The sequence below is a fragment of the Kitasatospora sp. NBC_00240 genome, assembly GCF_026342405.1.
Lineage (GTDB): Bacteria > Actinomycetota > Actinomycetes > Streptomycetales > Streptomycetaceae > Kitasatospora.
Genome location: NZ_JAPEMU010000001.1, coordinates 8,319,747 through 8,344,213 on the forward strand (window position 1 = coordinate 8,319,747; position 24,467 = coordinate 8,344,213).

The window sequence follows — 24,467 nt, forward strand, 5'->3', positions numbered from 1 at the left end:
CACCCTTGTCCGGCCCGACGCCGATGGCTAGGTTGACGCCCTGAGTCCGACCGGGGACGGCTGCCCACGCGGCGGAGCCCCCCGGCTACGGCACCGGCGAAGGGGCGCACGATGACAGGCTGGACCGGCCGGACGGCCATGGAGATCGCCGAGGCCGTCCGGGGCCGGCGGGTGACGCCGCGCGAGGTGGTGGCCGAGCATCTGGCCCTGATCGAGCGGATCGACCCGCAGATCGGGGCCTTCCGGAAGGTGCTCGGCGAGCGCGCGCTCCGGGACGCGGACGCCCTCGCCGGGCACCCGGACCTCGCCGCGCTCCCGCTCGCCGGAGTGCCCGTCGCGGTCAAGGACAACCTGGCGGTGGCGGGCGAGGCGACCCGCAACGGATCGGCCGCGACCTCCGACGCCCCGGCCGCCGACGACCATGAGACGGTCCGGCGGCTACGCGCGGCCGGCGCCGTGGTCGTCGGCCTGACCTCGGTGCCCGAACTCTGCGTGTTCGGCACCACCGACAGCGTCTTCGGCACCACCCGGAGCCCCTGGGACCTCGCCCGCAGCGCCGGCGGCTCCTCCGGCGGCAGCGCCGCCGCGGTGGCCGCGGCCATGGTCCCGATCGTGGTCGGCAACGACGGCATGGGCTCGATCCGCATCCCGGCCGCCAACTGCGGCGTCCTCGGGCTCAAACCCGGCCACGGCGTCGTGCCCGCGGGCCTGGGCGTCGACGGATGGTCACGAATGGCCGAGAACGGCCCGATCGCCACCTGCGTCGCCGACGCCCGCCTGCTGCTCGCCGTGCTCGGCGGCGCCGCGGCCGGGTCCGGCGCGGCCCCCGCGGACGGCCCGGCGGCCGCGGCCCCTGGTGACGGCTCGCCGCTCCGGGTGGCGCTGTCCGTCCGCTGCCCCACCCGGGGCATCGGGGTGGCCGCGGACCGCACCGCCGCGGTCCGGGACACCGGCCGGCACCTCGCCGCCGCCGGGCACCGGGTGACCGCCGCGGAGGCGCCCTATCCGTTCTGGCTGGGGGCCGCCTCGGTCGCCCGCTGGCTCGCCGGCACGGCGGCGGACGCCCGCGGCCTCGACCCGGCGCTGCTCGCCCCTCGGACCCGCCGCCATGTCGCACTCGGACGCGCCGTCACCCGGGCCGGCCTGGTCCGCCCCGCCCAACGCACCCGTTGGCAGGACCGGATGGAACGGTTCTTCGTCCACCACGACGTCCTGGTCACGCCCGCGCTGGCCCGGGTGCCCCCGCCGGCCGTGAGCTGGCACACCCGCGGCTGGGCCGCCAACGTACTCTCCAACATCCGCTACGCGCCGTTCAGCCACCCCTGGAACCTCGCCCGCTGGCCCGCGCTCGTCCTGCCCGTGCCGAGCCAGGCTCCCGGTCCGGCGTCCGGTGGGCTGCCGGCCTCCGTCCAGCTGGTCGCGCCGCCGGGCGGTGAGGAGCTCCTCCTCGCGCTGGCGGCGGAGCGGCCGCTCGGGCCCGCGCCCCCGCCGCCCGACGCGCCCCCCGCCGGTGCCCGTGCCCGCTGCACGCCGCCCCAGGGTCAGGCCGGGGCGAAGGTCCGGCGCAGCTGGGCCACCAGTTCGTCCGGGTCGGCGGGGTGGCAGCGGGCGCCGAGGTAGCCGTCTGGCCGGATGGTGACGGCTTCGCCGGGGCGGGCCGCGTACACGGCGGCGAAGGCGCCGTCGCTGTCCTGGACGCAGGGCAGCCGGACGCCGTCCGGCCGGGCGTCCGGCGCGAGTACGACGTAGACGTCCAGCAGGCCGTGCGCGGCCGCCGTCGCCGCTTCGGCGCAGCGGTGCAGCAGCTCCGTCGGGGTGTCCGGTCCGGCGTGCAGGAGCAGCGTGTGGTGCGGCCCGCGGAGCAGGTCGAACAGGCGCAGCGGGTACCGGGCGAGGTCGCGCAGGAGCCCGCCGCAGTCGGGTGCCCGGTCGCCGGGGGCGGGGCCGGCCTCCCCCTCGGCGGCGGTGCCGTCGACCAGCGAGCTGCCCCGGTAGTTCACCAGCAGCTGGGCCTCGCGCAGCAGGGTGGTGGTGAAGTCGTCGGTATCGGACTCGACGCCGGCCCGGGCGTGCCGCACGGTACGGCCGACGACCTCCTCGCCGATCGGGTGCCGTTCCGCCTGGTAGGTGTCGAGCAGGCCGTCCTCGGCCGCCCCGCTGACGACCAGGGCCAGCTTCCAGGCCAGGTTGTAGGCGTCCTGCACGCCGGTGTTCATCCCCTGCGCGCCGGTGGGCGGGTGGATGTGGGCGGCGTCCCCGGCGAGGAAGACCCGGCCCTCGCGATAGCGGTCGACCAGGCGGTGGCTGATCCGGAAGACGGACGACCAGCGCAGCTCGGAGGCGGTGGTCGGGGTGGGGGAGAGCCGGTCCAGGACGGTCTGGATGTGTCGCAGCTGCGGGGTGCGGCCGGACTCCAGCCCGTGCGCGACCTCCCCGTTGGTGCCGCCGACCGCCGCCACGGCCTCCAGCTCGGCCGGTACCAGCATGGACATCCGGTAGCGCTTGCGGCCGGGGAGCGGGATGCAGACCAGCACGTCGTCGATGCGGCCCTCGGCGTCGTGGTGGACGACGCGCAGACCGAAGCCGGCCGGCAGGTCCCAGTCCACCTCGACGTCCCCGAGCATGTACTGCTCCGGGAAGGCGTCGCCGTCGAAGCGGATCCCCATCGCCCGGCGGACCGGACTGTGCGCGCCGTCGCATCCGATCAGGTAGCGGGCCTGGACGTCCTCGCGGCCCTCCGGCGTCCTGAGCACGGCCCGGACGCCGTCGCCGTCCTGGCCGAGGTCGATCAGCTCCGTCCCGCGCTCGACGGCGGTGCCGTACCCCGCGAGGTGGGCGGTCAGCAGCCGTTCGGTCGTGTACTGCGGGATCGCAGCGAAGCCGTACGGGATGTCCGCCGGCAGGTCCAGGTCGATCCGCGGGCCGGGCTTCCCGTCGACGACGGTCAGCTGGCCGAGCATCGGGAGGGCAGCGTCCAGGGCCTCGCGGGCCAGGCCCATCGCGTCCCAGATCTCCAGTGTCCGGGGCTGGATGCCGACGGCCTTGGCATAGGGCTGCGGTTCGGCGAGTTTGTCGACGATCCGGCAGTCGACACCGCGTCGTCGCAGTTCAGCCGCGGCGGTCAGGCCGACCGGGCCCGCTCCTACCACCAGCACCTCGGTGTCGCCCATGGTCTCTCCCGGCGTCGGGGCGATGCACGACCGCATCACCTTCAGCCTGCCCCCGCCGGGCCCGGGCCCGCCACTCGCGCGGGCCGCCCGCGAGCACTGCCGTCCGGCGTCCGGGCAGCTCAGAGCCGTGGCGCCGGCCCGGCAGGCAGTGTGTCGTCCGGCGGGAAGTACGCGGTGACCGGACCGCCGGCGCCGTCGCGCTGGAACCACACCATCCGCCGCCGCGCCCCGATGTACGCGGGGGCGCTCACGTACAGGTCGTGCCGCGGCGCCCGCTCGTTGCCCGGGGCGAGCGCCGCGTCGGTGGCGTCCGAGGCGATCGTGCGCAGCAGGGCCAGCACGGTCGCCTCGGCCGCGGCCGGGGCGATGGCGAGGTCCGCGAGGGCCCGCCAGAGCTCGGCCGACACGAAGCTGATCCGCGAATTCCCCAGCGCCGGGTGCGGCCGGGGGTCCCGGTACGGGTAGACGGTCAGGCCGTGGCGGTCGCGGGTGGCGGGGAGGTCCGGCGGCGGGCCGGGGGCCGCCGGTGGATCGGAGGTCATGACGGGCACGGTAGCGCGCCGGCGCCCGGAGCGGGCCGGATGCCCTGATGCGTCCGCCGCGGGCCGGTCACCTGTCACCCTGTCGCCCGGCACCACTCGCCCGGCACCACTCGCCCCTCGCCTGTCGCCCCTCGCCCGTCACCGCTCGCCCGTCACCGCTCGCCCGTTACCGCTCGCCCGTCACCCGCTCGACGGCGGGTCGGCCGCGGCCCCGGCCTGTCGCCGGCCCCGGACGGCCCCGGACGGGGCACAATCGAGGCGGCCACCGGTCGTGGAGCGCGCCGGGCACGCCGGGAGGAGCCCTTGATGAACTGTGCCGGTCTGCTGGCCGACGCCTTCGGCCGGATCCGTACGGCCGTCCACGACGTGGTCGAGGGGCTCGACGCCGACGACCTCGCCGTCCGCCTCGACGAGGGCGCGAACTCGATCGCCTGGCTGGTCTGGCACCTGACCCGGATCCAGGACGACCACATCGCCGACGTCGCCGGCACCGAGCAGGTCTGGACCGCGCAAGGCTGGGCCGACCGCTTCGCGCTGCCCTTCCCGCCCCGGGCCACCGGGTACGGCCACACCGCCCGCGAGGTGGCGCGGCTCCGGGTGGCGTCGGGCGGGCTGCTCACCGGCTACCACGACGCCGTGCACGAGCGGACCCTGGCCTTCGTCGGCACGCTCGCCGGCGCCGCCCTCGACCGGGTGGTGGACGAGCGGTGGACGCCGCCGGTGACCCTGGGCGTACGGCTGGTCAGCGTGCTGTCGGACGACCTCCAGCACATCGGCCAGGCCGCGTTCGTCCGCGGCGCGCTGCTGCGGCGGTAGCGGGCGGCGGACGGCGCCCCGCTGACCGGCGGCGACGAGCACACCCCGGCCGACCTCGACGCCGCGCGCCCCGACGGCGTCCCGGTGATCGCCACCAACGCGCGCACATCAGGCTGGCCGCGCCCCGCAGCAACGGCGGCGCCACGGGCCGTCGTCCTGCAGCCCGCAGCCCGCAGCCCGCAGCCCGCGCACCGGCCCCGGGCGGTCCGGTCGTCGGGCCATGGGCCGGGGGGGCGACAGCCGGACCGCAAGGGGCTGCCCACCCTCGCGCCGGCCGTGGGCGGCCCGCCCGGCGAGGGGCGAGCCGTCCGGCAACCGGTCGCAGCACGGCCGGGCCGGCGGCGGGTCTCAGTGCTGCGCGGCCAGGTCGCCGCTGAAACCGTCGACCTCCAGGTGCAGGCCGCCTTCGCTGTTGCGGGTGTAGATCTGCCGCGCCGGGTTCGCCACGCAGCCGCTGAGGCCGGAGGTCGGTGCGGTCCTCAGCACCAGGCGGTCGGCCCCGACCGAGATCAGCAGGGCGTTGCTGTCGCAGTAGGGCGTCCCGGCGCCCGTGTTGTTGTGGATGCTGCCCACCGGGTCGTCCTTCCCGCCCTGGCTGATGGTGATCCGGAAGTCGGCCCGGAGCGTCGCCGCCGGGGAGGTGAGCACACCGGACCAGGTGCCCAGGTACTCGGCCGGGACCAGGCCGGCCGGCGGCTGCCCCGTCGGGTCCGCCCCGGACCCGGTCGCGGACGGGGTGGCGGCAGGCGTGCTCCGCCCGGGAGAGGCGGCGCCCGACCCGCTGCTCGACCCCGATCCGGGCGGGCTGCCCGCGGCAGGGCCGGTGGCGGCCGGGGGCACGCCGCTCCCGCCGCCCGTGTCGGAGCCCCATCCGTTGGCGAGCCAGCCGGCCAGGCCCACGACGACCACCACCGGCAGCACGGCGACGAGCAGGGTGCGCCGCAGTCGCGCGGCCGCAGTCCTGGGCGCGGCCGGCGGGTTGACGCCGGCCGCGGTGCCCGCGCCGGGCCGTCCGGGCCAAGGGCCCGGGGCCGCCGTGGGGGGTGGTGGGGGCGAGACCCACGGCTCCGCCGGCCCGAAACGGCCGCTCGGTGTGCCCGCTGCGCCCGGTGCCCCGGGGGTGCCGGGCCAGGAGGCGCCCGGGGCGGTCGGCAGGGGCCCGGTGCCCCCGGCGGCGGACGGGTCGGCCGCGCCGTCCGGGTGCACCTCGCCCGGGCCGCCCGTGGCGGGTTCCGCTTCGGAGTCCAGGTCCAGCAGCTCGACGGCCAGGCGCGCGAGCGAGCCGGCGACCGCCGGGGGCAGCCAGTCCCCGCCGAGCCGGTGCGGGGCCGGTCCGGCTCCGGGCCCGCCCGCCGGGGCCAGCACCTCCAGCAGCCGCTCCGGTGCCGGTCGACGCTCCGGATCCTTGGCCAGGCAGGCGGTCAGCAGCTCCCGGAACTCCGGATCCTGCGGCAGCAGTCGCCCGAGGTCGGGTTCCTCGTGCACCACCCGGTAGAGGAGCACCGGCGCGCCGGTGTCCGAGCCGAACGGGGCGATGCCGGTGGCCGCGTAGGCGAGGACGGCCCCGAGCGAGAACACGTCCCCGGCCGGTCTGGAGGGCAGGCCCTGGGCCTGCTCGGGGGAGAGGTAGCCGGGGGAGCCGATCACGAATCCCGACCGCGTGAGCGCGGTGGCCGCGTCGAGGGACCGGGTGATGCCGAAGTCGATCAGGCGCGGACCGTCCAGCGCCAGCAGGACGTTGGACGGCTTGACGTCCCGGTGCACCAGCCCGAGGGCGTGCACGGCCGCCAGCGCCTCGGCGAGTCCCAGCGCCAGCACCCGGACGGCCGGGCCGGGCAGCGGGCCGAACTCCCGTACGGCGGCCGCGAGCGAAGGCCCTGCGACATAGGCCGTGGCGACCCAGGGCCGCTCACCCTCGGTGTCGGCGTCCAGCACCGGAGCCGTCCAGCGCCCGCCCACCCGCCGCGCCGCGCTGACCTCCTGGCGGAACCGCACCCGGAACTCGTGGTCCGCCGCGTACTCCCGGTGCACCGTCTTCACCGCGACCGTCCGACCACCCGCGGTGCGGCCGAGATAGACCTGCCCCATACCGCCGGCGCCCAGCCGCCGGAGCAGCCGGTACTGACCGATCCGACGGGGATCCGCCGCGTCCAACGCCTCCATGGCCTGCCCGTCCCCTGCCGACACCCCACCCAGGACCGGGCGCCGGCACCCGTCCGACCCGCTCGCCCGCGGGTGCGATCGGGGCGGCCCGGCCGATTCCACCACGGACTGTACGTCAAAGCCCCTCCCGGGGGCGGCCCCGCCGGCGCCCATCCGTCGCACGGGGCCAGGGCCGGGTGACGCGGACCACCCACCCGGTGACGCTTCACCGGACTCGTCGCACCGCTGCGCCCGTTCCACTCCGACGGACCTGCTTCCAGCCGCCGAAGGACGCTGCCGCCCGGGCAAGTCCGGCTCCGTGACGGAGCAATTGGGCACGGTGGTGCTGATGTGCGGCCTTCCTGGAGCGGGCAAGACCTTGTCGACGCATGGTGCAGGGCCGGCACGCCCCGGGTGCCGACCCTGCACCCCTACGTGATCAGATCGGTGGAGGATCAGCAGAACCGGACGGAGAGCCGGGCCGTGTTCGGGGCGGTGTCATAGGTGACGGCCTGACCCGACGTCACGTAGGCCTTGCCCGCGCTCTCGCACGCGGCGGCGCTCGGGTACATGCCCGCACCGGTGTAGCCGGACGCCGACGGGATGCAGCGAACGCCGAGCGCAGGGCCGACGTTCCCGAACCCTTCAGCGTGCACGGGTGCCACCCAGCGCGGGTGGCACCCGTGCACGCTACGGGCGCGATGTCTGTTCAGCGCCTTCCGGTTGCCGTCATCACCGCTGTGCGGCGTCGCGCGCCCAGTCGCCGAGGACCGGTACGCAGCGTTCGGCGAAGTCCTCGAAGTCGGCGGGCGTGTTGTAGACGTGGGTCGAGAGCCGGAAGTAGCCGATGCCGTCGAAGCTGGTGAACGCCACCTCGACGCCCAGCTCGGCCGCGACCCGGTCGCGCAGGGCGTCGGCGTCGGCGCGGTTGGTGGCCAGGCCGGCGGGGAGCCGGACCAACCGCAGGGCGTTCACCGGCATGCCGACGTCGGCGGCGGCGCTCTCGCCGGTCAGCTCGGTGAAGGCCTCGCCGATGATCCGCTCGGCGTAGTCGGCCAGCTCGTGCAGGTAGCCGCGGACCGTCTTCCAGCCCCAGGTCCGCTCGACGAAGGCCAGGGCGGTCGGCGCCGCCAGGTAGCTGGTGGCATCGATGGTGCCCTGGGTGTCGAACCGCTCGGGGAAGGGCTCCTCGGCCCCCCAGGAGTCGATCAACGGGTGGAGCTGCTCGCGGAGTTCGCTGCGGACCACCAGCGCCGAGGCACCGCGCGGGGCGCAGCCGAACTTGTGCAGGTTGCCGACCCAGGCGTCGAACTCCAGCCCGGCCAGCGGGTCCTCGGCCAGGCCCGGCACGTGCGCCCCGTCGATCAGCAGCGGGATGCCCGCCGCCCGGGCCGCCGCGCCGACCTGCGCCACGGGCATCCAGCGGGCGGTCGCCGAGGTGATGTGGTCGAGGACGATCAGCGCCGTCCGGTCGGTGACGGCGTCGAGTACCGCCGCACAGGCTGCCTCGGCGGTGGCGTGGAGCGGCACCCGCGCGGTCCGGACGCTGCCTCCCCAGCGGCGGGCCAGCCGCTGGGCGCCCATGGTGACGGCGCCGTAGCCGTGGTCGGTGACGAGCACCTCGCCGCCGGGCCGGGCCGGGAGGTTGCCGTAGACGACACTGGCCCCGCCGCTGGCGTTGGGTACGAGGGCCAGGTCACGCACCTCGACCCGCAGGAACTCGGCGATCTCCGCCCGGGCGGCCGCGACCCGCCGCGGCAGGCCCGGGAACCACACCACCGGCGCCCGGTCCATCTCGGCCCGCAGCCGCTGCTGCTCCTGCTGCGCCGCCTGCGGGACGGCGCCGAAGGATCCGTGGTTGAGGTGCCGCAGGGCCGGGTCCAGGGTCCAGGCGTGGGCGGCGGGGCGGCCGTCCGGCAGCAGCAGAGGGAGCGGTGCGGCACTCATGTCGTCTCCGTTCGGAGGTCGTCGGTCACCGGCGGGCAGTCGTCGGTGATCTGCCGGGAACGGGAGCCATCCTGCCGTCCGACGGCTGCCGCGATCACGGCGGCCTCCGGTTCGGTCGGCCGGGTCGGCGGGGGCACGGCCCGCTCGGCCATGACAGGGGAGTTCCACGGGGCAAGGGCGGCGAGCGCGACCCCGGGCCCGTCGCTCCTGGCCCGGACGCGGGCGCCGCGAAGGGGACGGCGAGGACCGGCCCCGGCACGGCTCAGCGCGGCAGGCTGTGCTCGGCGTCGATCCGGCGGATCGTGCCCGTCCGGGAGCGCATGACCAGGGAGCTGGTGGTCGCGCTCTCGCTGCGGTAGCGGACCCCGGGGAGGAGGTCGCCGTTGGTGATGCCGGTGGCGGCGAAGAACACGTTGTCGCCCCGTACGAGGTCGGTCGTGGTGAGTACCCGGGTGAGGTCGTGCCCGGCCTCCCGGGCCCGGTGGCGCTCGGCGGCGTCCTTGGGCCGGAGGCGGCCCTGGATCACGCCGCCCGTGCAGCGGACGGCGCAGGCGGCGATGACGCCCTCCGGGGTGCCGCCGATCCCCAGCAGCAGGTCGACGCCGCTGTCCGCCCGGGCGGCCATGACGGCGCCTGCCACGTCCCCGTCGGCGATGAGCTTGATGCGGGCGCCGGCCTCGCGGATGTCCTTCACGAGGCCGGCGTGCCGGGGGCGGTCGACCACGACGACGGTGATGTCGCCGACCGGGACGCCCTTGGCCCTGGCCACCGCCCGGATGTTCACGGCGGCCGGTGCGGTGATGTCGACCACCTCGGCGGCCTGTGGGCCGGTGACGAGTTTGTCCATGTAGAAGACGGCGCCGGGGTCGAACATGGTGCCCCGGTCGGCGACCGCCAGGACGGCGATCGCGTTGTCCATGCCCTTGGCGGTGAGTGTGGTGCCGTCGATCGGGTCGACCGCGACGTCGCAGGGCGGGCCGCTGCCGTCGCCGACGTGCTCGCCGTTGAACAGCATCGGGGCCTGGTCCTTCTCGCCCTCGCCGATGACGACGACGCCCCGCACGGCGACGGTGGCGAACAGCGAGCGCATCGCCGCGACCGCCGCGCCGTCGGCGCCGTTCTTGTCACCGCGCCCGACGAACCGGCCGGCGGCCAGTGCGGCCGCCTCGGTGATCCGGACCAGTTCCAGGGCGAGGTTGCGGTCCGGCCGCGGTCCGGCCGGGTGCAGCGGGGGGTTGGCCGCGTCGGGGTGTGGTTCGGTCGGCACAGGATTCCTCCGGTGGGGGGCCGGCGGTGTCGGGCGGGGCACGATGCCGCCGGTCACCGGTGGGTGGTGCGTTCGGCGGGGGCGCAGGGGACGGCTCTCATCACGTCCGCCGCGTCCCAGGCGTGCAGTCCGGCTCCGAGGCAGCCCGCGCGGTCGCCCAACGCGGCGGCGACCAGGTGGGGTCGCCGGTGGAAGGTCAGTTTTTCGTCGAGCCGGGCCCGCAGCGGGCCGAGCAGCAGGTCGCCGGACTCCGCGAGGCCTCCGCCGAGGACGACGACCTCGGGGGCGAGCAGGGTGACGGCGGCGGTCAGCGCGGTGGCGAGACCCTCGACGGCGCGCGCCCAGACGGCCCGGGCGGCCTCGTCGCCCTCGGTCAGCCGCGCGGCGACCTCGTCGGCGCCGGCGACGGTGTGCCCGGACAGCGCGGTGTAGGCCATGGCGATCCCCGCCGCGGACGCCACGGTCTCCAGGCAGCCGGCGTTTCCGCACGGGCAGAGCCGGCCGTCCGGCTCGACGACGAGGTGGCCGAGTTCGCCCGCGTAGCCGCCGGCCGCCAGCAGCCGGCCGTCGCTGACGAGGGCGGCCGAGATGCCGGTGCCGATCGCGACGAACAGCGCGTCCTGGGCGCCGCGGGCGGCGCCCAGCCGGACTTCGGCCAGCGCGCCGGCCCGCACGTCGTGGCCGAGCGTGACCGGCAGGCCGGTGCGCTCCTCGATGACCGAGGCGAGGGGCAGGTCCCGCCAGCCGATGTTGGCGGAGTAGACCGCGAGGGAGCGCTCGGTGTCGACGATGCCGGGAACGACCACACCGGCGCGGCGGACGGCGAGGCCGTGCTCCGCGGCCCGGAGCGCGAGGGAGCGCAGGGCCGACACGATCGCGTCGACGACGGCTTCCGGTCCGTGCGCGCGGGGGGTCGGCCACCGCTCGGTGACCAGGAGGGCCGACCCGCGGTCGAGCAGGGCCCCCTTCATGCCGGTGCCGCCGACGTCCAAGGCGATCACGCACTCGCCGAGCAGCGGGCGGTCAGCCATCCAGTCCCTCCAGGGCGGTGGCGCGGCCGAGTCGGTGCGCGCGGGCCGGTTTCCCGGGCGGGGTCGGCCCCGCGGTGGCGGGGAGTGCGGCCCGGTTCGGCCGGCGGGCGTGTTCGACGGTCGTTCGAACCGGTGATGTGTCGGACATGGGCGGCTTTCTGGTCGGTGGGGGACGGCGACTGCCGGCCGAGGGCCACAAGGCCCGGCAGCCGGCAGCCGCCCGGACGTGGCCGGTGGTTACCCGGCCGCCGGGCTACTTGACCGATCCGGCGGTGAGGCCGGAGACGACCTGGCGCTCGATGAAGGCGAAGAGCACCACGACCGGGACGATCGCGACGACGGACCCGGCGAAGAGGTAGTTCCACTGGACGGTGTAGTTGCCGATGAAGCCGTTGATGCCGACGGTGAGCGGCTGGCTCTCCGGGACGGTCGACAGGGTCAGGCCCATCACGAACTCGTTCCAGGCCGCGATGAAGGTGAAGATCACGGCGGTGACCACGCCGGGCAGGGCGAGCGGCAGGGTGACGCGGATCAGAGCCTGGAACCGGCTCAGCCCGTCGATCATCGCCGCCTCCTCCAGCGCGACCGGGATGGAGGAGATGTAGGCCGTGAGGATCCAGATCGCGAACGCCAGGTTGAACGCGGCGTTGCAGATCATCAGCGTCCAGACCGAGTTGAGCATGTTCAGCTGGTAGAACTCGCGGTACAGGCCGACCAGCAGGGAGGTCGGCTGGAACATCTGGGTGACCAGGACGAGCAGCAGGAACAGCTTGCGTCCGCGGAAGCTGATCCGGGCCGTGTAGTAGGCGGCCGGCAGGGCGACCAGCAGGACCAGCAGCGTCGACCCGCCGGCGACCAGGAGGGTGACCCGCAGGTTGCCGCCCAGGGTGGAATCGCGCCAGACGTCGACGAAGTTCGACCAGGCGAAGTGCTTGGGCAGGTAGGTTCCGTCGCGCAGCTCGTCGGCCGGGCGCAGGGCGGTGACCACCATCTGGGTGTACGGCAGCAGGAAGACGGCGGCCAGCAGCCAGGCCACCGCCGCGATGACCAGGGTGCGCGGGCGGAACCGGCGGCGGGGCCGGGGGGTGACGGTCGGTTCGGCGGTGCGGGGGCGGCCCTGGGGGGTGCGGGGCCGGTCGAGGGTCTGCGGGCTCATCGGTTGTCCTCCTCGTTCCAGCGGCTGACCTTGAGGAAGAGCAGCACCATGATGACGACCAGCGCGAAGTTGACCACCGACATGGCCGCGCTCTCGCCGATGTCGGTGTCCTTCAGCTGGTACATGAAGACGGTGGTGGTGGCGGTGTCGCTGCTCGGGCCGCCTCGCGTCATGCCCCAGATGACGGGGAAGGAGTTGAAGACGTTGATCAGGTTGATCACCACGCCGACCAGGAAGGCGGGGCGCAGCAGCGGCAGGGTGATCAGCCGGTAGGTGCGCCAGGTGCCCGCGCCGTCGACCTCGGCGGCCTCGTAGAGCTCGGCGGGTACGGTCTGCAGGCCGGCGAGCAGGGTGTAGGTGGTGAACGGCAGCGAGACGAAGATCGCGACGAACATCATCCACGGCCAGGCGGTGGACGGGTCGCCCAGCCAGTCGCGGGGGCTGTCGATGATCCCGAGGTCGACCATGGCGGTGTTGAGGACGCCGGCGGTCTGGTTGAGCATCCACTTGAAGCCGATGGCGGTCATCAGCACGGACGCGGCCCAGGGGGCGATCAGGGCCCAGCGGGTGAGGCGCCGTCCGGGGAACTCCTGGTTGAAGAGCTGGGCCAGGGCCAGCGAGGTGATCATGGTGACGGCGACCACGACGACGGTCCAGATCACCGTGACGGTCAGGACGTGGCCGAGGTCGGCCTCGCCGAAGAGTTTGCGGTACTTGTCCAGGCCGGCCGAGCCGCGGACGAAGCCGCTGGGGCTGATCCGCTGGAACGAGGTGTGGATCATCTCGTAGACGGGCCACACCACGACGGCGAGGATCAGCAGGACGGCCGGGCCTATCCAGGGCAGCGGACCGAGCCGTTCGAAGCCCGGGCGGCGCACGGCCTTCGGGCTCCGGTCCGGCCGCTCGGCCTTGGAGCGGGAGAGAGTGAGGGACACCGGTGGTGCCTTCCGTACGTGTACGGCGGTGGTGCCGCACGGAGCGGGATGGTGCTGGTGCGGGGCGGCGGAGAGATGTCAGGGCGCTCCGCCGCCCCGCGGTCGGGGGCCGGCCGGGCGGCTACTTGTCGGCGGCCGCGGCCTTGGCCTTGTTCTGCAGGTCGCCGAGCACCTTGGCCGGGTCGTCCTTGACGGCGGTGCCGATGCTCTTCTTGATCTCGGCGGAGACGTTGTCCCAACTGGTCTTGCCGAGCGGGTAGAAGGAGGCCTGCGGGAGCAGCGCGAAGAACGGCTCCAGGTCCTTGTGCTTCCCGCTGGTGGTCATCTCCTTGAGGGTGTCCTGGGTGACCGGCATCAGGTTGTAGAGCTCGTCGAACTTCAGCGTGTTCTCCTTGGTGTACGCGAAGTCGAGGAACTGCTTGATCTGCTCCTTGTGGCCGTTCTTCTTGAAGGCCATGGTCCAGTCGGCCACGCCGAGGGTGGACTTGAGTGCGCCGTCCTTGCCCGGGATGGCGGCGACGCCGTAGTCGACCTTGCCGTCCTTGGCCATCTGGATCAGCGAGGGGTGGCCGTTGAGCATCGCGGCCTTGCCGGCGGCGAAGTCGGCGAACGCGGTCTTGCGGTCGGTGCTGGCCGGGTTGGCGTAGGTGAGGCCGGGGTCGACGAGGTTCGCCTTGAGCCACTTGAAGGTCTCGACGTTGGCCGGGCTGTCGAGGTGGTAGCCGCCGGTGGTGTCGGTGATGCCGCCGGCGTTGCCCAGCTCCCACATCGCGCTCTCGCCCTGGGCCTCCTCGGGGCCGAGCGGCAGGGCGTAGGGGGTTGTGCCGGGGACCTTGGCCTTCAGCAGTTCGGCGTCCTTCTTGACGTCGTCCCAGCTCTTGGGGGCGTCCGTGATGCCGGCCTGGGCGAAGAGGGTCTTGTTGTAGAAGAAGGCCCGGGCGGAGGAGACGAAGGGTATGCCGTACTGGACGCCGTCGACCTGGCCGGCGGTGGCGAAGGTGGAGATGAGGTTGGCCTGGGTGGCGACGGAGAGCACGTCGTCGACCTTGTAGAGGAGGTCGTCGGCGACCTTGTCGGCGTAGCCGCCGGTCTGCAGGATGTCCGGCTGGTTGCCGCTCTGGATCATCGTCTTGACCTGCTTGTCGATGTCGTTCCAGTTGACGACCTGGACATCGATCCTGATCTTGGGGTTGGCCGCCTGGAACCGCTGGGCGACGTCGTCCCAGTAGGTCTTGGAGCTGTTGCTCGCCTTGTCGCCGTAGTCGGCCGCGACGAGCTTGAGGGTGACCGTGCCGTCCGCGGACGTGCCGCCGCCGTTGCTGCCGCAGGCGGTGAGCGCGAGGGCGCCGATCGTACAAGCCGTCACCAGGGTGAGGATGCGGTTCTTCACGGGGATGACCTCCTCGGGCCCCGGGGGTACCGGGTGCCGGACGTTGTTCTGGGCCACGGAACGGCGCGTCCGGGCTGTGGGGAGGGCCGCCGTCGACCTGCTCGGCCGGCGGAGACTTCGCAGCAAGTGCTGCGCGAATGTGCGCAAATCTAGCAGCTTTCAATCATCTTTTGGCGCTTGCCGATGTCTCAGTGTTCATCAGGCATTCGATCTGGTCCAGCCGTCGTTGCGAGACTGTTGTCAACGCGACACTCGCCACCGATCCTGGGCGCGGAGTGCCGCACGCGCCGTGACGGGCCGATTTCGCTGCGCACATTTGCTTGAAGGATCGATGAATGAATCAGAATCGATCACCGACTGCTGAGCCGGCCGCAGGGTCGGACGGGGCCCGGTTCGGCGCCGGCCGTGCGGGCGCGGGAGCTCCGGGACGACGGTGGCCGTGGCGGGTCACGGCGCCCCGACGGCCGGCCGTTTCGCGGCGTGCGTGCGTGTGGGCGTGTGGGCGGCGGGGCGGGGCGGGTGCACCGCGACCGGGCCGTCCGGCTGATGACGCCACCGCACGGAGCCCGGCTGTGCGTCAGGCGCTGCGGACGGGGAGCGAGGCCGATGCCGCCGTGGTGACGGTGGCCAGGAGCGCGGTGACGGTGCCGGTGACGGCCCGGCGGCCGGCGGCCAGGTAGCCGCGCGGGTCCACGGCGCTCGGGTCGGCCGCGAGGGTGGCTCGTACGGCCGTGGTCATCGCGATGCTCAGTGCGGTACCGATGTTGACCTTGTTGATACCGCCCTGGACCGCCCGTTGGATCTCCTGGTCCGAGAGGCCGGACGAGCCGTGCAGGACGAGGGGGACCTCCAGCGCGAGGCGCAGCCGGTGCAGCAGGTCGTTGTCGATCCGCGCGTCGCGCGAGGTCATCGCGTGCGAGCTGCCGATCGCCACGGCGAGCGCGTCCACGCCGGTCTCCTCGACGAACCGCCGGGCCTCGTCCGGGTCCGTGCGGGCTCCCGGGGCATGGGCGTCCAGGGGGCCGGTGCCGTCCTTGCCGCCGACCTCGCCGAGCTCGGCCTCCAGCCAGAGTCCGTTGGCGTGGGCCCACCGCACGGCCTTGCGCGTGGCGGCGACGTTCTCCTGGTAGGGCAGGTGCGCCGCGTCGAACATCACGGAGCTGAATCCGCAGTCGGCGGCGTCCTGGAGCAGGGCTTCGTTCTTGACGTGGTCGAGGTGCAGGGCTACGGGGACGTCGCTTCGGTGCGCGGCGCTCACGGCGGCCGCGGCTGTCGGGTGCATGCGTCCGCCGTGGAACTGCACGGCGTTCTCGCTCAGCTGGAGGACGACCGGCTCACCGGCGGCCTCGGCGGCGGCGATGACGGCTTCGATGTGTTCGAGGGTGATGACGTTGAAGGCGGCGACGGCGCCGGCCGAGGAGGCGGCCTCGGCGACGAGTTCGCCGGTGGTGCTGAGCGGCATGGTGATTCCTTCCTGGGGCGTACGGCAGGTCAGGCGGGGACGATCCGGACCTGGGTGAGACAGCGCTCGTAGGAGCGGCGGTCGAACATCCCGGCGTAGGGCGCGCGGACGGTGGCGGCCGACAGTGCGACCGCGTGGCTCAGCGCCTGCGGCAGCGGGGTGCGGTCGGCGAGGCCCATGGCCAGCGCGGCGACGGCGGCGTCGCCGGCCCCCGTGGGATTCCCGCGGATGTCGGCCGGGGGTGACAGGCGGGCCCGCCAGCAGCCGACGGGCGTCACGGCCAGCAGCCCGTCCGGTCCCAGCGAGGCGACCACCGTCCGGGCGCCGGCCTTCGCCAACTCCTCGGCGGCGAGGGCGGGGTCGTCGATTCCGGTGGCTTCCCTGAGCTCGGCGGCGTTCGGCTTGATCACGGTCGGTCCGGCCTCGAGGGCCTCGGTGAGCGCCGGACCGGCGGCGTCCAGGACGACCGGGACACCGTGTGCGCGGGCGAGGCGGACGAGTTCGCCGTAGGCGTCCGGCCGGACACCGCGGGGCAGGCTGCCGGACAGCACCAGCGCCTGGGTGGTCGGCAGCAGGCTCTCCACCCCGGCGACCAGGGCGCTCCACTCCTTGCCGGACAGCTCCGGGCCGGGTTCGCCCAGCATCGTCGCGTCGTCCCGGTCGACGACGGCGACCGTCCGCCGGGTCACCCCGCCGGCCAGCGGGATGGTCAGGCTGCTCAGGCCGGCCCGGTCGAGGTCGGCCCTGACCGCCGCGCCCGAGGCCCCGCCGAGCGGCAGGACGGCCGCCGTCCGACGGCCCAGGGTGTGCAGGACCCTGGCCACGTTGACGCCCTTGCCGCCGGCCTGCTCGTGGACGGTGTCCACCCGGTGACTGGCGTGCGGCCGCAGCGCCGCCACGGTGTAGGTGATGTCCAGTGCCGGGTTGGGGGTGACGGTGACGATCACGGCTGAGGTCTTCCTTCCACCGCGTGCCCGGCGGTGTCCGCGTACTCGCCCACGTCCCGCCCCGGCGCCCCGGCACTGCGGCCGCCGGTACGGGTGGGGAGCCGCCGGCCGGTGGCGGAGCGGCGCTCGACGGCTGTGAGGCCGGCCCGGTGGGCGACGGCCCGTGCGGGCCGGGTCATGCGTCGGCGAGGATCACGGAGCGGGTGAGGTTGCGCGGCCGGTCCGGGTCGAGGCCCTTCGCCGCGGCGACCGCCACGGCCAGCCGGTGGACGCGGACCAGCTCGGCCAGCGGGTCGAGCCGGCCCTCCACCCAGCGGGCGCCGGTCGCCTCCACCTGCTGCGCCAGGCCGGCCGGCGCCTCGCCGATCATCCAGGTCGCGGTGGTGGGCGACGCGATGCTGATCGGACCGTGCCGGTACTCCATCGCCGGGTACGCCTCGGTCCAGGCCAGGGCGGCCTCGCGCATCTTCAGGCCGGCCTCGACCGCCAGGCCGACCGTCCAGCCGCGCCCGAGGAAGGTGAACTGGGTGGACTCGACCAGGCCGGCCGGCAGCGGCTCCGCCAGGGCGCGGCGACCGTCCTCCTCCACCGCCTCGCTGTGCAGGCCCAGCTGCGCCCGCAGCAGGGTCAGCGCGGTGGTGGCGAACCGGGTCTGGACGACGGACTGCTCGTCGGCGAAGTCCAGCACGACGGCGTCGTCGGCGAGCGACATCACGGGGGTGTTCGGGTCGGCCGTGACGGCGACCGTCCGGACCTTCCCGCGCAGCGACTCGACCAGCTCCAGCACCTCGGTGGTGGTGCCCGACCTGGTCAGCGCGATCACCCGGTCGTAGGCGCGCACCCCCAGGAACTCCGAGGCGGCGAACGCGTCGGTCACGCCCTGCCCGCCTGCCTCCCGCAGCGTCGCGTAGGCCTGGCCCATGTAGAGGGACGTCCCGCAGCCGATGATCGCGACCCGTTCGCCGGCCCGGGGGAGCACGTCCTGGTGGGTGGCGGCCAGGTCGGCCGCGCGGCGCCAGCACTCGGGCTGGCTGGCGATCTCGGTCTCCACGTACGTCACGACTGCCTCCATGATGATCATTTGATTGAAGCTGATGCTTGGTGCATGTATTCAAGCATCTTTGAGCATCAATGGACAGTGCTGGTGCACCCGGTTCCGGCGCCGGCGCCGTCGGCGAGGGCCGGCAGCCGACCGGTGGGAACGCCCGCCGGCGGGTGGGCCCACGGGTGGGACCGCCCACGGTGGGCCCGCCAGCTGGGTGAGGGCCCGCGGTGTGAGCCGCACACGGGAACGTCCGGCAGCCGCCGGGGCTGCCGGACGTCGCCGGGTCGTGACGGTCGCCGGAGGGACTACCAGCCGAGCGGGCCGAGTTCGGCGGCGGAGACCCAGGGGCCACGGTTGCCGGCCTCGGTCAGGACGCGCAGGCGCAGGTAGCGGGCGGTGGTGGGCGAGCAGCGGATGGCCTTGGGATCGGCGGTGTCGGCGAGGGTTCCGGTGGTCAGGGCCGTTCCCCAGCTGGTGCCGTCGGTGCTGAGGTAGAGCTCGTACCGGCCGATGCGGCCGTTCACCCCGCCGTCCTGGCGCGGGAGGTAGGACAGGCCGGTGACGGTGCGGTCGGCGCCGAGGTCGAGCTGGATCTCGTGCGGGAGCGCGTCGGCCGTCGGCGACCACCTGGTGTGCCAGAGGGTGGCGGGGTTGCCGTCGACGGCGTTGACGGCGGCGCCGTTCTCGCCGGTGATCTCCTGGCTGTCGAAGTACTTGACGGTGGCGGCCAGCGGGCCGGAGCCCATCACGGGGTCGCTGGTGCTCTCCGCGCCGTTCTCCAGGTGCCCGGCGAAGCGCCGCAGGAAGCCGTCGCGGGTGTCGGCCGTGGCGGTCAGGTCGTACCAGCCGTTCAGGCCGCCGCCGGTGGAGAAGTAGTCCTCGGTGGTGGCGCCGGCGGCGAGCGGATACGTCCAGGGGCCGCCGCCCCGGTTGTTGCCGCGGACGGTGACCGTGCAGGCGGCGCTGCCGCTGTTCGTCATCCGCAGCCACACCAGGTTGTCGGCAGGGTCGTGGCGCAGGGTGACCTCGGGGTTGGCGTTCCCGGCCGTGGTGGCGGTGACCCGGTTGCCGGCGAAGCGGCGGACGAAGCCGTTGGGGCCGACGGCGCTCAGGTCGTAGGCACCGGTGGGTGTTCCCGCCGTCCAGGTGTCGGTGACGGTCTTTCCCGGGCCGACGGTGTAGCGCCAGGGGCCGTCGGTGCGGAAAGCGTTGGCGTAGACGTAGAAGTGGGCGCCGGCCCCGCCGTTGCTGGCGAAGGTGATGCTCAGCGCGGCGGCGGTGGCCCGGGCGGAGACGGCGAGGTCGTAGGGCAGGGGGCGGGCGGTGCGGGTGCCGGCCTCCTGCACCGGCATCACCTGGTTGCCGGGCGGGGCGGGGTTGGTACCGGACGGGCCGCTGGTGAGCACGGGAGCGGGCAGCGACGGGTAGGAGGGGGTGGCGGCCGTGGTGTCCAGCGTGGCGGTCAGGTCTCCGCAGACCGCGCGGCGCCAGGGGGAGATGTTCGGCTCGGCCACGCCGGTCCACTTCTCCAGGAGCTGCAGGACGGAGGTGTGGTCGAAGACCTGGGAGCAGACCTTGCCACCGCGGCTCCAGGGGGAGACGACCAGCAGCGGCACCCGCTGGCCCAGGCCGATCGCCTCGCTCCCGTAGAGGTCGTCGTCGACCGCGGTGGTGGAGAGGCCGTCGGCGGAGGTCACCGGCGGCGTCGGCGGCGGGATGTGGTCGAAGAAGCCGTCGTTCTCGTCGTAGTTCAGCAGGAAGACGGTCTTGTTCCACACCTCGGTGTTGGAGGCGAGGGCGTCGAGGACCTGCTTCACCAGGTCGGCCCCGGTGTTGGGACCGTAGTCGGGGTGCTCGCACTGGGCCTCGGGGGCGACGATCCAGGAGACCGCCGGCAGCCGCCCGGCGGCGACGTCGGCACGGAAGGCCGGGGCCAGCTGGCCGGGTCGCACCCGGGCCAGCCCCCGGTCGTACAGGCTGCGTTCGGCGGCGGTGAGGGTGCCCAGGCCCTGGTCGAGCTGGGCGAGCAACTGGGTCTGCCGGGCGCCGGAGGCCGCCTGGAGCGCGTAGTAGAAGTACTCCAGCTTCGGGAACGGGTTGCCGCTGTCGTCCTTCGCGTAGGCCAGGGCCTTCTTGCCCACGGCCAGGAACGAGGCGAAGAAGTCGAGGCTGTTGTCGCCGTAGTTGTCCCACTCCTGGTAGGTCTTCCAGCTGCGGCCGGCGCTCTCCAGGCGTTCCGCGTAGGTGGTCCAGGTGTACCCGGTGTGGCCGGGATTCTGCCAGGCGGCGTTGCCCACGGCCCGCACGGTGGTGCTGCCCGGTTCGTACCCCAGCTTGCCGGACCACAGGTAGATGCGGTTGGGGTTGGTGGGGCCGAGCTCCGAACAGTGGTAGGCGTCGCAGATGGTGAAGGCGTCGGCGAGCGCGTGGTAGAACGGCAGCGCGGCACGGTCGAAGTGGGCCATCGTCCGGACGCTCTTCTGCGGGACCCACTGGTCGTAGCGCCCCTTGTTCCAGGCCGCGTGCCCGCTGCTCCAGTCGTGGGCGGTGCCGGCGAGGAACTGGTCACCGATCCGGTACGGCAGGACGTAGCCCGAGCCGTTCGGCTGCTTGAAGACCGGCGAGCCGCCCGGCAGGGTGATGGCGGTCGGGTCGTTGTACCCGCGCACCCCGCGCAGGGTGCCGTAGTAGTGGTCGAACGACCGGTTCTCCTGCATGAAGATGACCACGTGCTCGATCGCGCCGAGTCCGCCCGCGGGCGTTTCGAGGGCCAGCGCGTTGCGCAGGTTCAGCGGGAGCATGGCGAATCCGGTACCCAGGGCGCCTGCTCGGAGCAGGTTTCGACGCTTCATGGGGGACTCCTTGGGACGAGGGAGGTACTGCTCTGCCGCAGCGGGGGTGGCAGTGCGCTCCGGGCCCCCGCCGAGGGGGGCGGCCAAGGGCCCGGAGCGCGGCTTGTCGGTGCGTCGGCGCTACGAGGAGGGCGGGGCGTCGAAGGGGGCGCTCCAGGTCTGGTTGGGCTGGTGCGTCCCGCAGGCGTAGGTGTTGATCGTGGAGTTGGCGTTGCTGAAGTCGGAGCCGTTGATGTCGACGCAGACGCCGCTGTCCTGGCGGAGCTGCCCGGAGCGGTTGTAGGTCCACTTCTGCTTGCTGTCACCGGTGTTGCAGGTGGCGAGGGTCAGGCCGGTGGATGCGCCGGAGATGCACAGCGAGGTGTTCTGCAGCGAGGAGATCAGGCCGTTGCTCTGACGCTGCCACTGCTGGTTGCTGTTGCCGGTGCAGCCGTAGAGGGCGACCTTGTGCCCGAGGACGGCGCCGCTGTAGGCGTCCAGGCACAGGGCGGAGGCCTGGAAGGCGCTCTGCGGCGCCTGGATCTGGCCGACCGGGAGCGCACCGCCGCAGCTGCCGGGATCGATGGTGTACATGGCCGTGTCGTGGGCGGCGACGGTGGTGGTGATGGCGGCGGTCACCGACTGGTCGGTGTGGCTCCACAGGTCACGGGCGGTGCGGGTGCAGCCGGTGTTGCCGAAGCCGACCCGGGCCAGGTCGATGGTGTAACTGGTCGCGGTGGCGTTCTTGTTGAGGACGGCGACGGCGCGGCGACCGCCCGCGAGCGGCTTGACGACGACATCGATGCCGGCGGTGGCCGAGGCGTTGTCGCGGGAGGCGAGGTAGCCGCCGGCGCCGAGGGAGTCCTGGTCGACGGCGATGATGTCGCTGTTCTTGAGGATGGTGAGCTGCGGCGCGTAGGTGGTCGGGTCGGCGGCCATCTTGCGGACGTCGGAGCTGATCATGAGCGGGGAGCCCATCGCCGACCAGAGGGCGAACTGGCTGCGCTGCTCGGCCAGGGTGAGCTGGTTGTTGTCGCCGATGAGCAGCATGTCGGCGTCGTTGTGGTTGCCGGGGCCGTTGTAACGGGCCAGGGCCACGGCGTCGTTGAGGTTCTGGTAGACGCCGCCCTCGTAGTAGTCGCCGCCGTGCGGCCAGTTCCAGGCGGAGGCGCCGTCGCCGTGCCAGACGGCGATGTCGGGGCTGACCCGCCACATCTGGCCGAGGGTGCGGACCCAGTCCATCGAGTTGTACTTCTCCGCGGTGGTCGGGCCGTAGCCGGCCGGCGCGGACTCGTTGAAGAGGACCTTGCGGCCGGTGTTGGCGGTGGCGGTCTTCAGGGCGTTGGCCATGGTGGTGAAGATCTGCTGGCGGTTGCTGATGCTGGTGCCGCAGTTGTCGACCTTGAGGGAGTCGATGCCCCAGTAGGCCAGCGAGTTGGCGTCTACCTGTTCGTGGCCCATGACACCGCCCGGTACGCCCTGGCAGGTGTTGACGCCGGAGGTGCTGTAGAGGCCGGCCTCCATGCCCTGGCTGTGCACGTAGTCGGCGTAGTCGTTGAGTTCGAAGTCGTAGCCGGGCTGGCTGCTGCTGCCCCAGTTGGCGGCGCCGTGCAGGTAGCCGGCGCTGGTGCGCTGCATCCAGCAGTCGTCGACGGTGAGGTTGGTGTAGCCGGCGGCGACGAGGCCGGTGTCCTTCATGGCCTTGGCCTGGTCCTGCATGAACTGCTGGAACGAGTAGCCGGTGCGGGTGCCGTCGAGGCGGGCCTGGGCGGAGCAGGTGAAGCGGGCCCAGTTGTTGAAGCCCATCATCGGCTTGGCGCCGATCGCGGTGTCGGTGTTCGCGGCCACAGTGTCGGCGTTGGCGGCGGGTGCGGTGGCCACGGCGAGTCCGGTGGTGGCCAGGGCGGCGGCGGACGCGAGTCCGATCAGCCGGCGGTGCAGTCTCATGGGGGCTCCAAGCAGGAGGGTGGGGTGGCGCGGGGGCGCAGTGGGGTGGTGTGCGGGGGGAGGTAGGGGGAGGCGACGTGGAGCATGTGGTGATTGAAAGTGATTGATTTGGCTATCGCCAAAGCAGAATTGCGCAAACCGTGGCAGCTTGATGAGGGGAAGTCAAGAGTTGCGGACGCCTGAAGCGCGAACCGTGACCGGCGGTCGTCGGCCGCCTCGGGCGGCCTGCACTCGGGCGGCCAGCGCTCGATCGGCCTGTACTCGATCGGCCAGCGCTCGGGCGGCCAGCGCTCGATCGGTCATGCCGGAGTGTCGGCGCCCGGAGTCGTGACGTTCAGGTCGGCCGGTACTTCGCGACCCGACGGTCCTTGGCGGGCCGGGACCGAGGCGTAGGACGGCGGACGATGTCCGGACCCCGGCCGTGGTCGCCGTCGGGGGGTGCCGGCCCGATCCTGATGCCGGGACGGCCGGTCGGCGCCCGGGAGCTGCCGTCCCGACGAAGGGCGCGGGCCCGGGCCCGGGCCGCCGGCGGCATCGGCGGCCGGGGCGTGGCCGCGGGCTCCACCGGCCGCGATGCCGTCAGGCGCCCGGTCGGTCCGCGAGGCCCGCGGTCGATTCCTCGGGCCCGCCCGGTCAGAACGGATGGGTCTTCGGTCTCCCCCCGGCGGCGAGTCGCAGCGGGCCCGCGGAAACCGGCGTCCGCTGCCCGAGGCGTTGCCGCGCCGCCGCCTGCCGGGTCAGGTGGAGCTGTTGGGCCAGCAGCGCGGCGCCCAGCACGCCGGCCTGCCGGCCGAGGCGGGAGGGGACGACGCGCGGGGCCTTCTGGAAGGCCAGTCGCTTGGACAACTCGGCCTGGAGCGGGTCGAAGTAGGACCTCCCGGCCCGGGCCAGGGCGCCTGCGACGACGATCCGTTCCGGAGCGACGAGGCTGATCGCGGAGCTCAGACCGTCGGCGAGTGCCTCGACCGCCTCGCGCCAGATGCCGGCCGCGGTCGGGTCGCCGGCCTTCGCCCTGCGCTGCACCGCCTCGGCCGTCACGTCCTCCTCGCCGGTGGCGAGCCGGTAACGGCGGGCGATGGCGGCAGTCGACGCGACGGTCTCCAGGCAGCCGGCCCCTCCACAGGGGCAGGGATCGCCGCCGGGGCGGATCACCAGGTGGCCCAGTTCGCCCGCGAAGTCGCCACCGCCGGTCGTCGTCCGTCCGTCCAGCACCATCGAGGCCGCGATGCCGTGGCCGACCGGGACGAACAGGAAGGATCGGCAGGCCCGGCCCGCGCCGAGCCGGGCCTCGGCCAGGCCGCCGGCCCGGACGTCGTGACCGAAGGCGACCGGGATCTCCAACTCCTCGGCCAGCCAGCGGCGGACGGGTATGTGGCGCCAGCCCAGGTGCGCGGCGAAGACGGAGGTCCCGGCCGCCTCCCCGACCAGGCCGGGCACCGCGATGCCGGCCGCGGACGGCGCGTAGCGGCGGGACAGCTCGCCGGCGTAGTCGAGGACGGTCTCCAGTACCGCGTCGGGGCCGCGGTCCGCCCGGGTCGGCCGGCGCCCGCTGTGCAGCAGCGATCCGTCGGCTGCCATCGCGACCGCCTCGATCTGCGCGCCGCCCACCTCCAGGGCGATCACCACCGGGCCTTCGCCCACCTGGTCGGCCCCCTGGCCCTCGGGCGCGCGGTCCGGCGGGCACAGGGGGTCCGGCCGGTGGGCGGTCTCCTCGGCGACGTGGGGCAAGAGGTCCTCCTGGAGCGTGATCTCGGCTCTCATCGTGCTCGAAACTGAGCTATGTATAGCTTCTTCGCTCAAAAAACTGCAATGGTGCTGGCCATTTCGTCACGATGCCCG

The 24,467-nt window shown here is 73.8% G+C and carries 19 protein-coding genes; 2 read left to right on the forward strand and 17 right to left on the reverse strand.

Features of this window, described 5'->3' with window-relative positions; genetic code table 11:
• The first annotated feature begins 111 nt into the window (after positions 1–111).
• A complete protein-coding gene (locus OG689_RS35450; RefSeq protein ID WP_266325230.1) occupies positions 112–1,620 on the forward strand; it encodes an amidase in 1,509 nt (502 codons plus the stop codon).
• On the opposite strand, the gene OG689_RS35455 is transcribed toward OG689_RS35450, so the two are convergent.
• Both OG689_RS35455 and OG689_RS35460 read right to left on the reverse strand, forming a co-directional pair.
• Positions 1,542–3,170, reverse strand: coding sequence for an FAD-dependent monooxygenase (locus OG689_RS35455; protein WP_266325232.1), 1,629 nt, complete (start codon positions 3,168–3,170; stop codon positions 1,542–1,544). The genes OG689_RS35450 and OG689_RS35455 overlap by 79 nt on opposite strands.
• A gap of 119 nt (positions 3,171–3,289) precedes the next feature.
• Positions 3,290–3,712, reverse strand: a complete 423-nt coding sequence (locus tag OG689_RS35460; protein WP_266325234.1) for a hypothetical protein — start codon at positions 3,710–3,712, stop codon at positions 3,290–3,292.
• A gap of 306 nt (positions 3,713–4,018) precedes the next feature.
• Between OG689_RS35460 and OG689_RS35465 the strand changes: the two genes are divergently transcribed.
• Entirely contained in the window at positions 4,019–4,528 is a 510-nt protein-coding gene (locus OG689_RS35465; RefSeq protein WP_266325236.1) for a DUF664 domain-containing protein, read from the forward strand.
• A 348-nt stretch (positions 4,529–4,876) separates the two neighbouring features.
• On the opposite strand, the gene OG689_RS35470 is transcribed toward OG689_RS35465, so the two are convergent.
• The 15 genes from OG689_RS35470 to OG689_RS35540 form a co-directional block, all read right to left on the reverse strand.
• Positions 4,877–6,691, reverse strand: coding sequence for a serine/threonine-protein kinase (locus OG689_RS35470; protein WP_266325238.1), 1,815 nt, complete (start codon positions 6,689–6,691; stop codon positions 4,877–4,879).
• A gap of 434 nt (positions 6,692–7,125) precedes the next feature.
• Complete coding sequence (locus tag OG689_RS35475) at positions 7,126–7,326, reverse strand: hypothetical protein (protein WP_266325240.1); 201 nt, start codon at positions 7,324–7,326, stop codon at positions 7,126–7,128.
• Positions 7,327–7,402: 76 nt separating this feature from the next.
• On the reverse strand, positions 7,403–8,617 hold the full coding sequence (locus OG689_RS35480; RefSeq protein ID WP_266325242.1) for an aminotransferase class V-fold PLP-dependent enzyme: 1,215 nt from the start codon (positions 8,615–8,617) through the stop codon (positions 7,403–7,405).
• A gap of 262 nt (positions 8,618–8,879) precedes the next feature.
• Positions 8,880–9,845: a class II fructose-bisphosphatase gene (gene glpX / locus OG689_RS35485; protein WP_266327667.1), complete on the reverse strand. Its 966-nt coding sequence runs from the start codon at positions 9,843–9,845 to the stop codon at positions 8,880–8,882.
• 92 nt (positions 9,846–9,937) lie between these two features.
• On the reverse strand, positions 9,938–10,915 hold the full coding sequence (locus OG689_RS35490) for an ROK family protein (RefSeq protein WP_266325244.1): 978 nt from the start codon (positions 10,913–10,915) through the stop codon (positions 9,938–9,940).
• Between the two features lie 253 nt (positions 10,916–11,168).
• Complete coding sequence (locus OG689_RS35495; RefSeq protein ID WP_266325246.1) at positions 11,169–12,071, reverse strand: carbohydrate ABC transporter permease; 903 nt, start codon at positions 12,069–12,071, stop codon at positions 11,169–11,171.
• Entirely contained in the window at positions 12,068–12,949 is an 882-nt protein-coding gene (locus OG689_RS35500; protein WP_266327669.1) for a carbohydrate ABC transporter permease, read from the reverse strand. The genes OG689_RS35495 and OG689_RS35500 overlap by 4 nt, the downstream gene beginning before the upstream one ends.
• Before the next feature lie 178 nt (positions 12,950–13,127).
• Complete coding sequence (locus OG689_RS35505) at positions 13,128–14,396, reverse strand: extracellular solute-binding protein (protein ID WP_266325248.1); 1,269 nt, start codon at positions 14,394–14,396, stop codon at positions 13,128–13,130.
• Between the two features lie 577 nt (positions 14,397–14,973).
• Positions 14,974–15,858: a class II fructose-bisphosphate aldolase gene (locus tag OG689_RS35510; protein ID WP_266325250.1), complete on the reverse strand. Its 885-nt coding sequence runs from the start codon at positions 15,856–15,858 to the stop codon at positions 14,974–14,976.
• A gap of 29 nt (positions 15,859–15,887) precedes the next feature.
• The gene (locus tag OG689_RS35515) at positions 15,888–16,805 is read right to left on the reverse strand and encodes a hexose kinase (protein ID WP_266325252.1); all 918 of its coding nucleotides are present in this window, start codon (positions 16,803–16,805) and stop codon (positions 15,888–15,890) included.
• Entirely contained in the window at positions 16,802–16,984 is a 183-nt protein-coding gene (locus tag OG689_RS35520; protein WP_266325254.1) for a hypothetical protein, read from the reverse strand. Before OG689_RS35520 ends, OG689_RS35515 begins: the two co-directional genes overlap by 4 nt.
• Complete coding sequence (locus OG689_RS35525) at positions 16,981–17,865, reverse strand: SIS domain-containing protein (RefSeq protein WP_266327671.1); 885 nt, start codon at positions 17,863–17,865, stop codon at positions 16,981–16,983. The genes OG689_RS35520 and OG689_RS35525 overlap by 4 nt, the downstream gene beginning before the upstream one ends.
• Before the next feature lie 290 nt (positions 17,866–18,155).
• The gene (locus OG689_RS35530; protein ID WP_266325256.1) at positions 18,156–20,702 is read right to left on the reverse strand and encodes a phosphocholine-specific phospholipase C; all 2,547 of its coding nucleotides are present in this window, start codon (positions 20,700–20,702) and stop codon (positions 18,156–18,158) included.
• Positions 20,703–20,822: 120 nt separating this feature from the next.
• Entirely contained in the window at positions 20,823–22,628 is a 1,806-nt protein-coding gene (locus OG689_RS35535; protein ID WP_266325258.1) for a ricin-type beta-trefoil lectin domain protein, read from the reverse strand.
• A 633-nt stretch (positions 22,629–23,261) separates the two neighbouring features.
• Positions 23,262–24,389, reverse strand: coding sequence for an ROK family protein (locus OG689_RS35540; RefSeq protein ID WP_266325260.1), 1,128 nt, complete (start codon positions 24,387–24,389; stop codon positions 23,262–23,264).
• Between the last annotated feature and the right edge of the window lie 78 nt (positions 24,390–24,467).

Coding starts and splice junctions, on each gene's coding strand:
- OG689_RS35495 (WP_266325246.1), bottom strand. CDS start 12,071: ATGAGCCCGCAGACCCTCGACCGGCCCCGCACCCCCCAGGGCCGCCCC.
- OG689_RS35460 (WP_266325234.1), bottom strand. CDS start 3,712: ATGACCTCCGATCCACCGGCGGCCCCCGGCCCGCCGCCGGACCTCCCC.
- OG689_RS35455 (WP_266325232.1), bottom strand. CDS start 3,170: ATGGGCGACACCGAGGTGCTGGTGGTAGGAGCGGGCCCGGTCGGCCTG.
- OG689_RS35450 (WP_266325230.1), top strand. CDS start 112: ATGACAGGCTGGACCGGCCGGACGGCCATGGAGATCGCCGAGGCCGTC.
- OG689_RS35530 (WP_266325256.1), bottom strand. CDS start 20,702: ATGAAGCGTCGAAACCTGCTCCGAGCAGGCGCCCTGGGTACCGGATTC.
- OG689_RS35520 (WP_266325254.1), bottom strand. CDS start 16,984: ATGACCCGGCCCGCACGGGCCGTCGCCCACCGGGCCGGCCTCACAGCC.
- OG689_RS35480 (WP_266325242.1), bottom strand. CDS start 8,617: ATGAGTGCCGCACCGCTCCCTCTGCTGCTGCCGGACGGCCGCCCCGCC.
- OG689_RS35490 (WP_266325244.1), bottom strand. CDS start 10,915: ATGGCTGACCGCCCGCTGCTCGGCGAGTGCGTGATCGCCTTGGACGTC.
- OG689_RS35510 (WP_266325250.1), bottom strand. CDS start 15,858: ATGCCGCTCAGCACCACCGGCGAACTCGTCGCCGAGGCCGCCTCCTCG.
- OG689_RS35465 (WP_266325236.1), top strand. CDS start 4,019: ATGAACTGTGCCGGTCTGCTGGCCGACGCCTTCGGCCGGATCCGTACG.
- OG689_RS35470 (WP_266325238.1), bottom strand. CDS start 6,691: ATGGAGGCGTTGGACGCGGCGGATCCCCGTCGGATCGGTCAGTACCGG.
- OG689_RS35535 (WP_266325258.1), bottom strand. CDS start 22,628: ATGAGACTGCACCGCCGGCTGATCGGACTCGCGTCCGCCGCCGCCCTG.
- OG689_RS35540 (WP_266325260.1), bottom strand. CDS start 24,389: ATGAGAGCCGAGATCACGCTCCAGGAGGACCTCTTGCCCCACGTCGCC.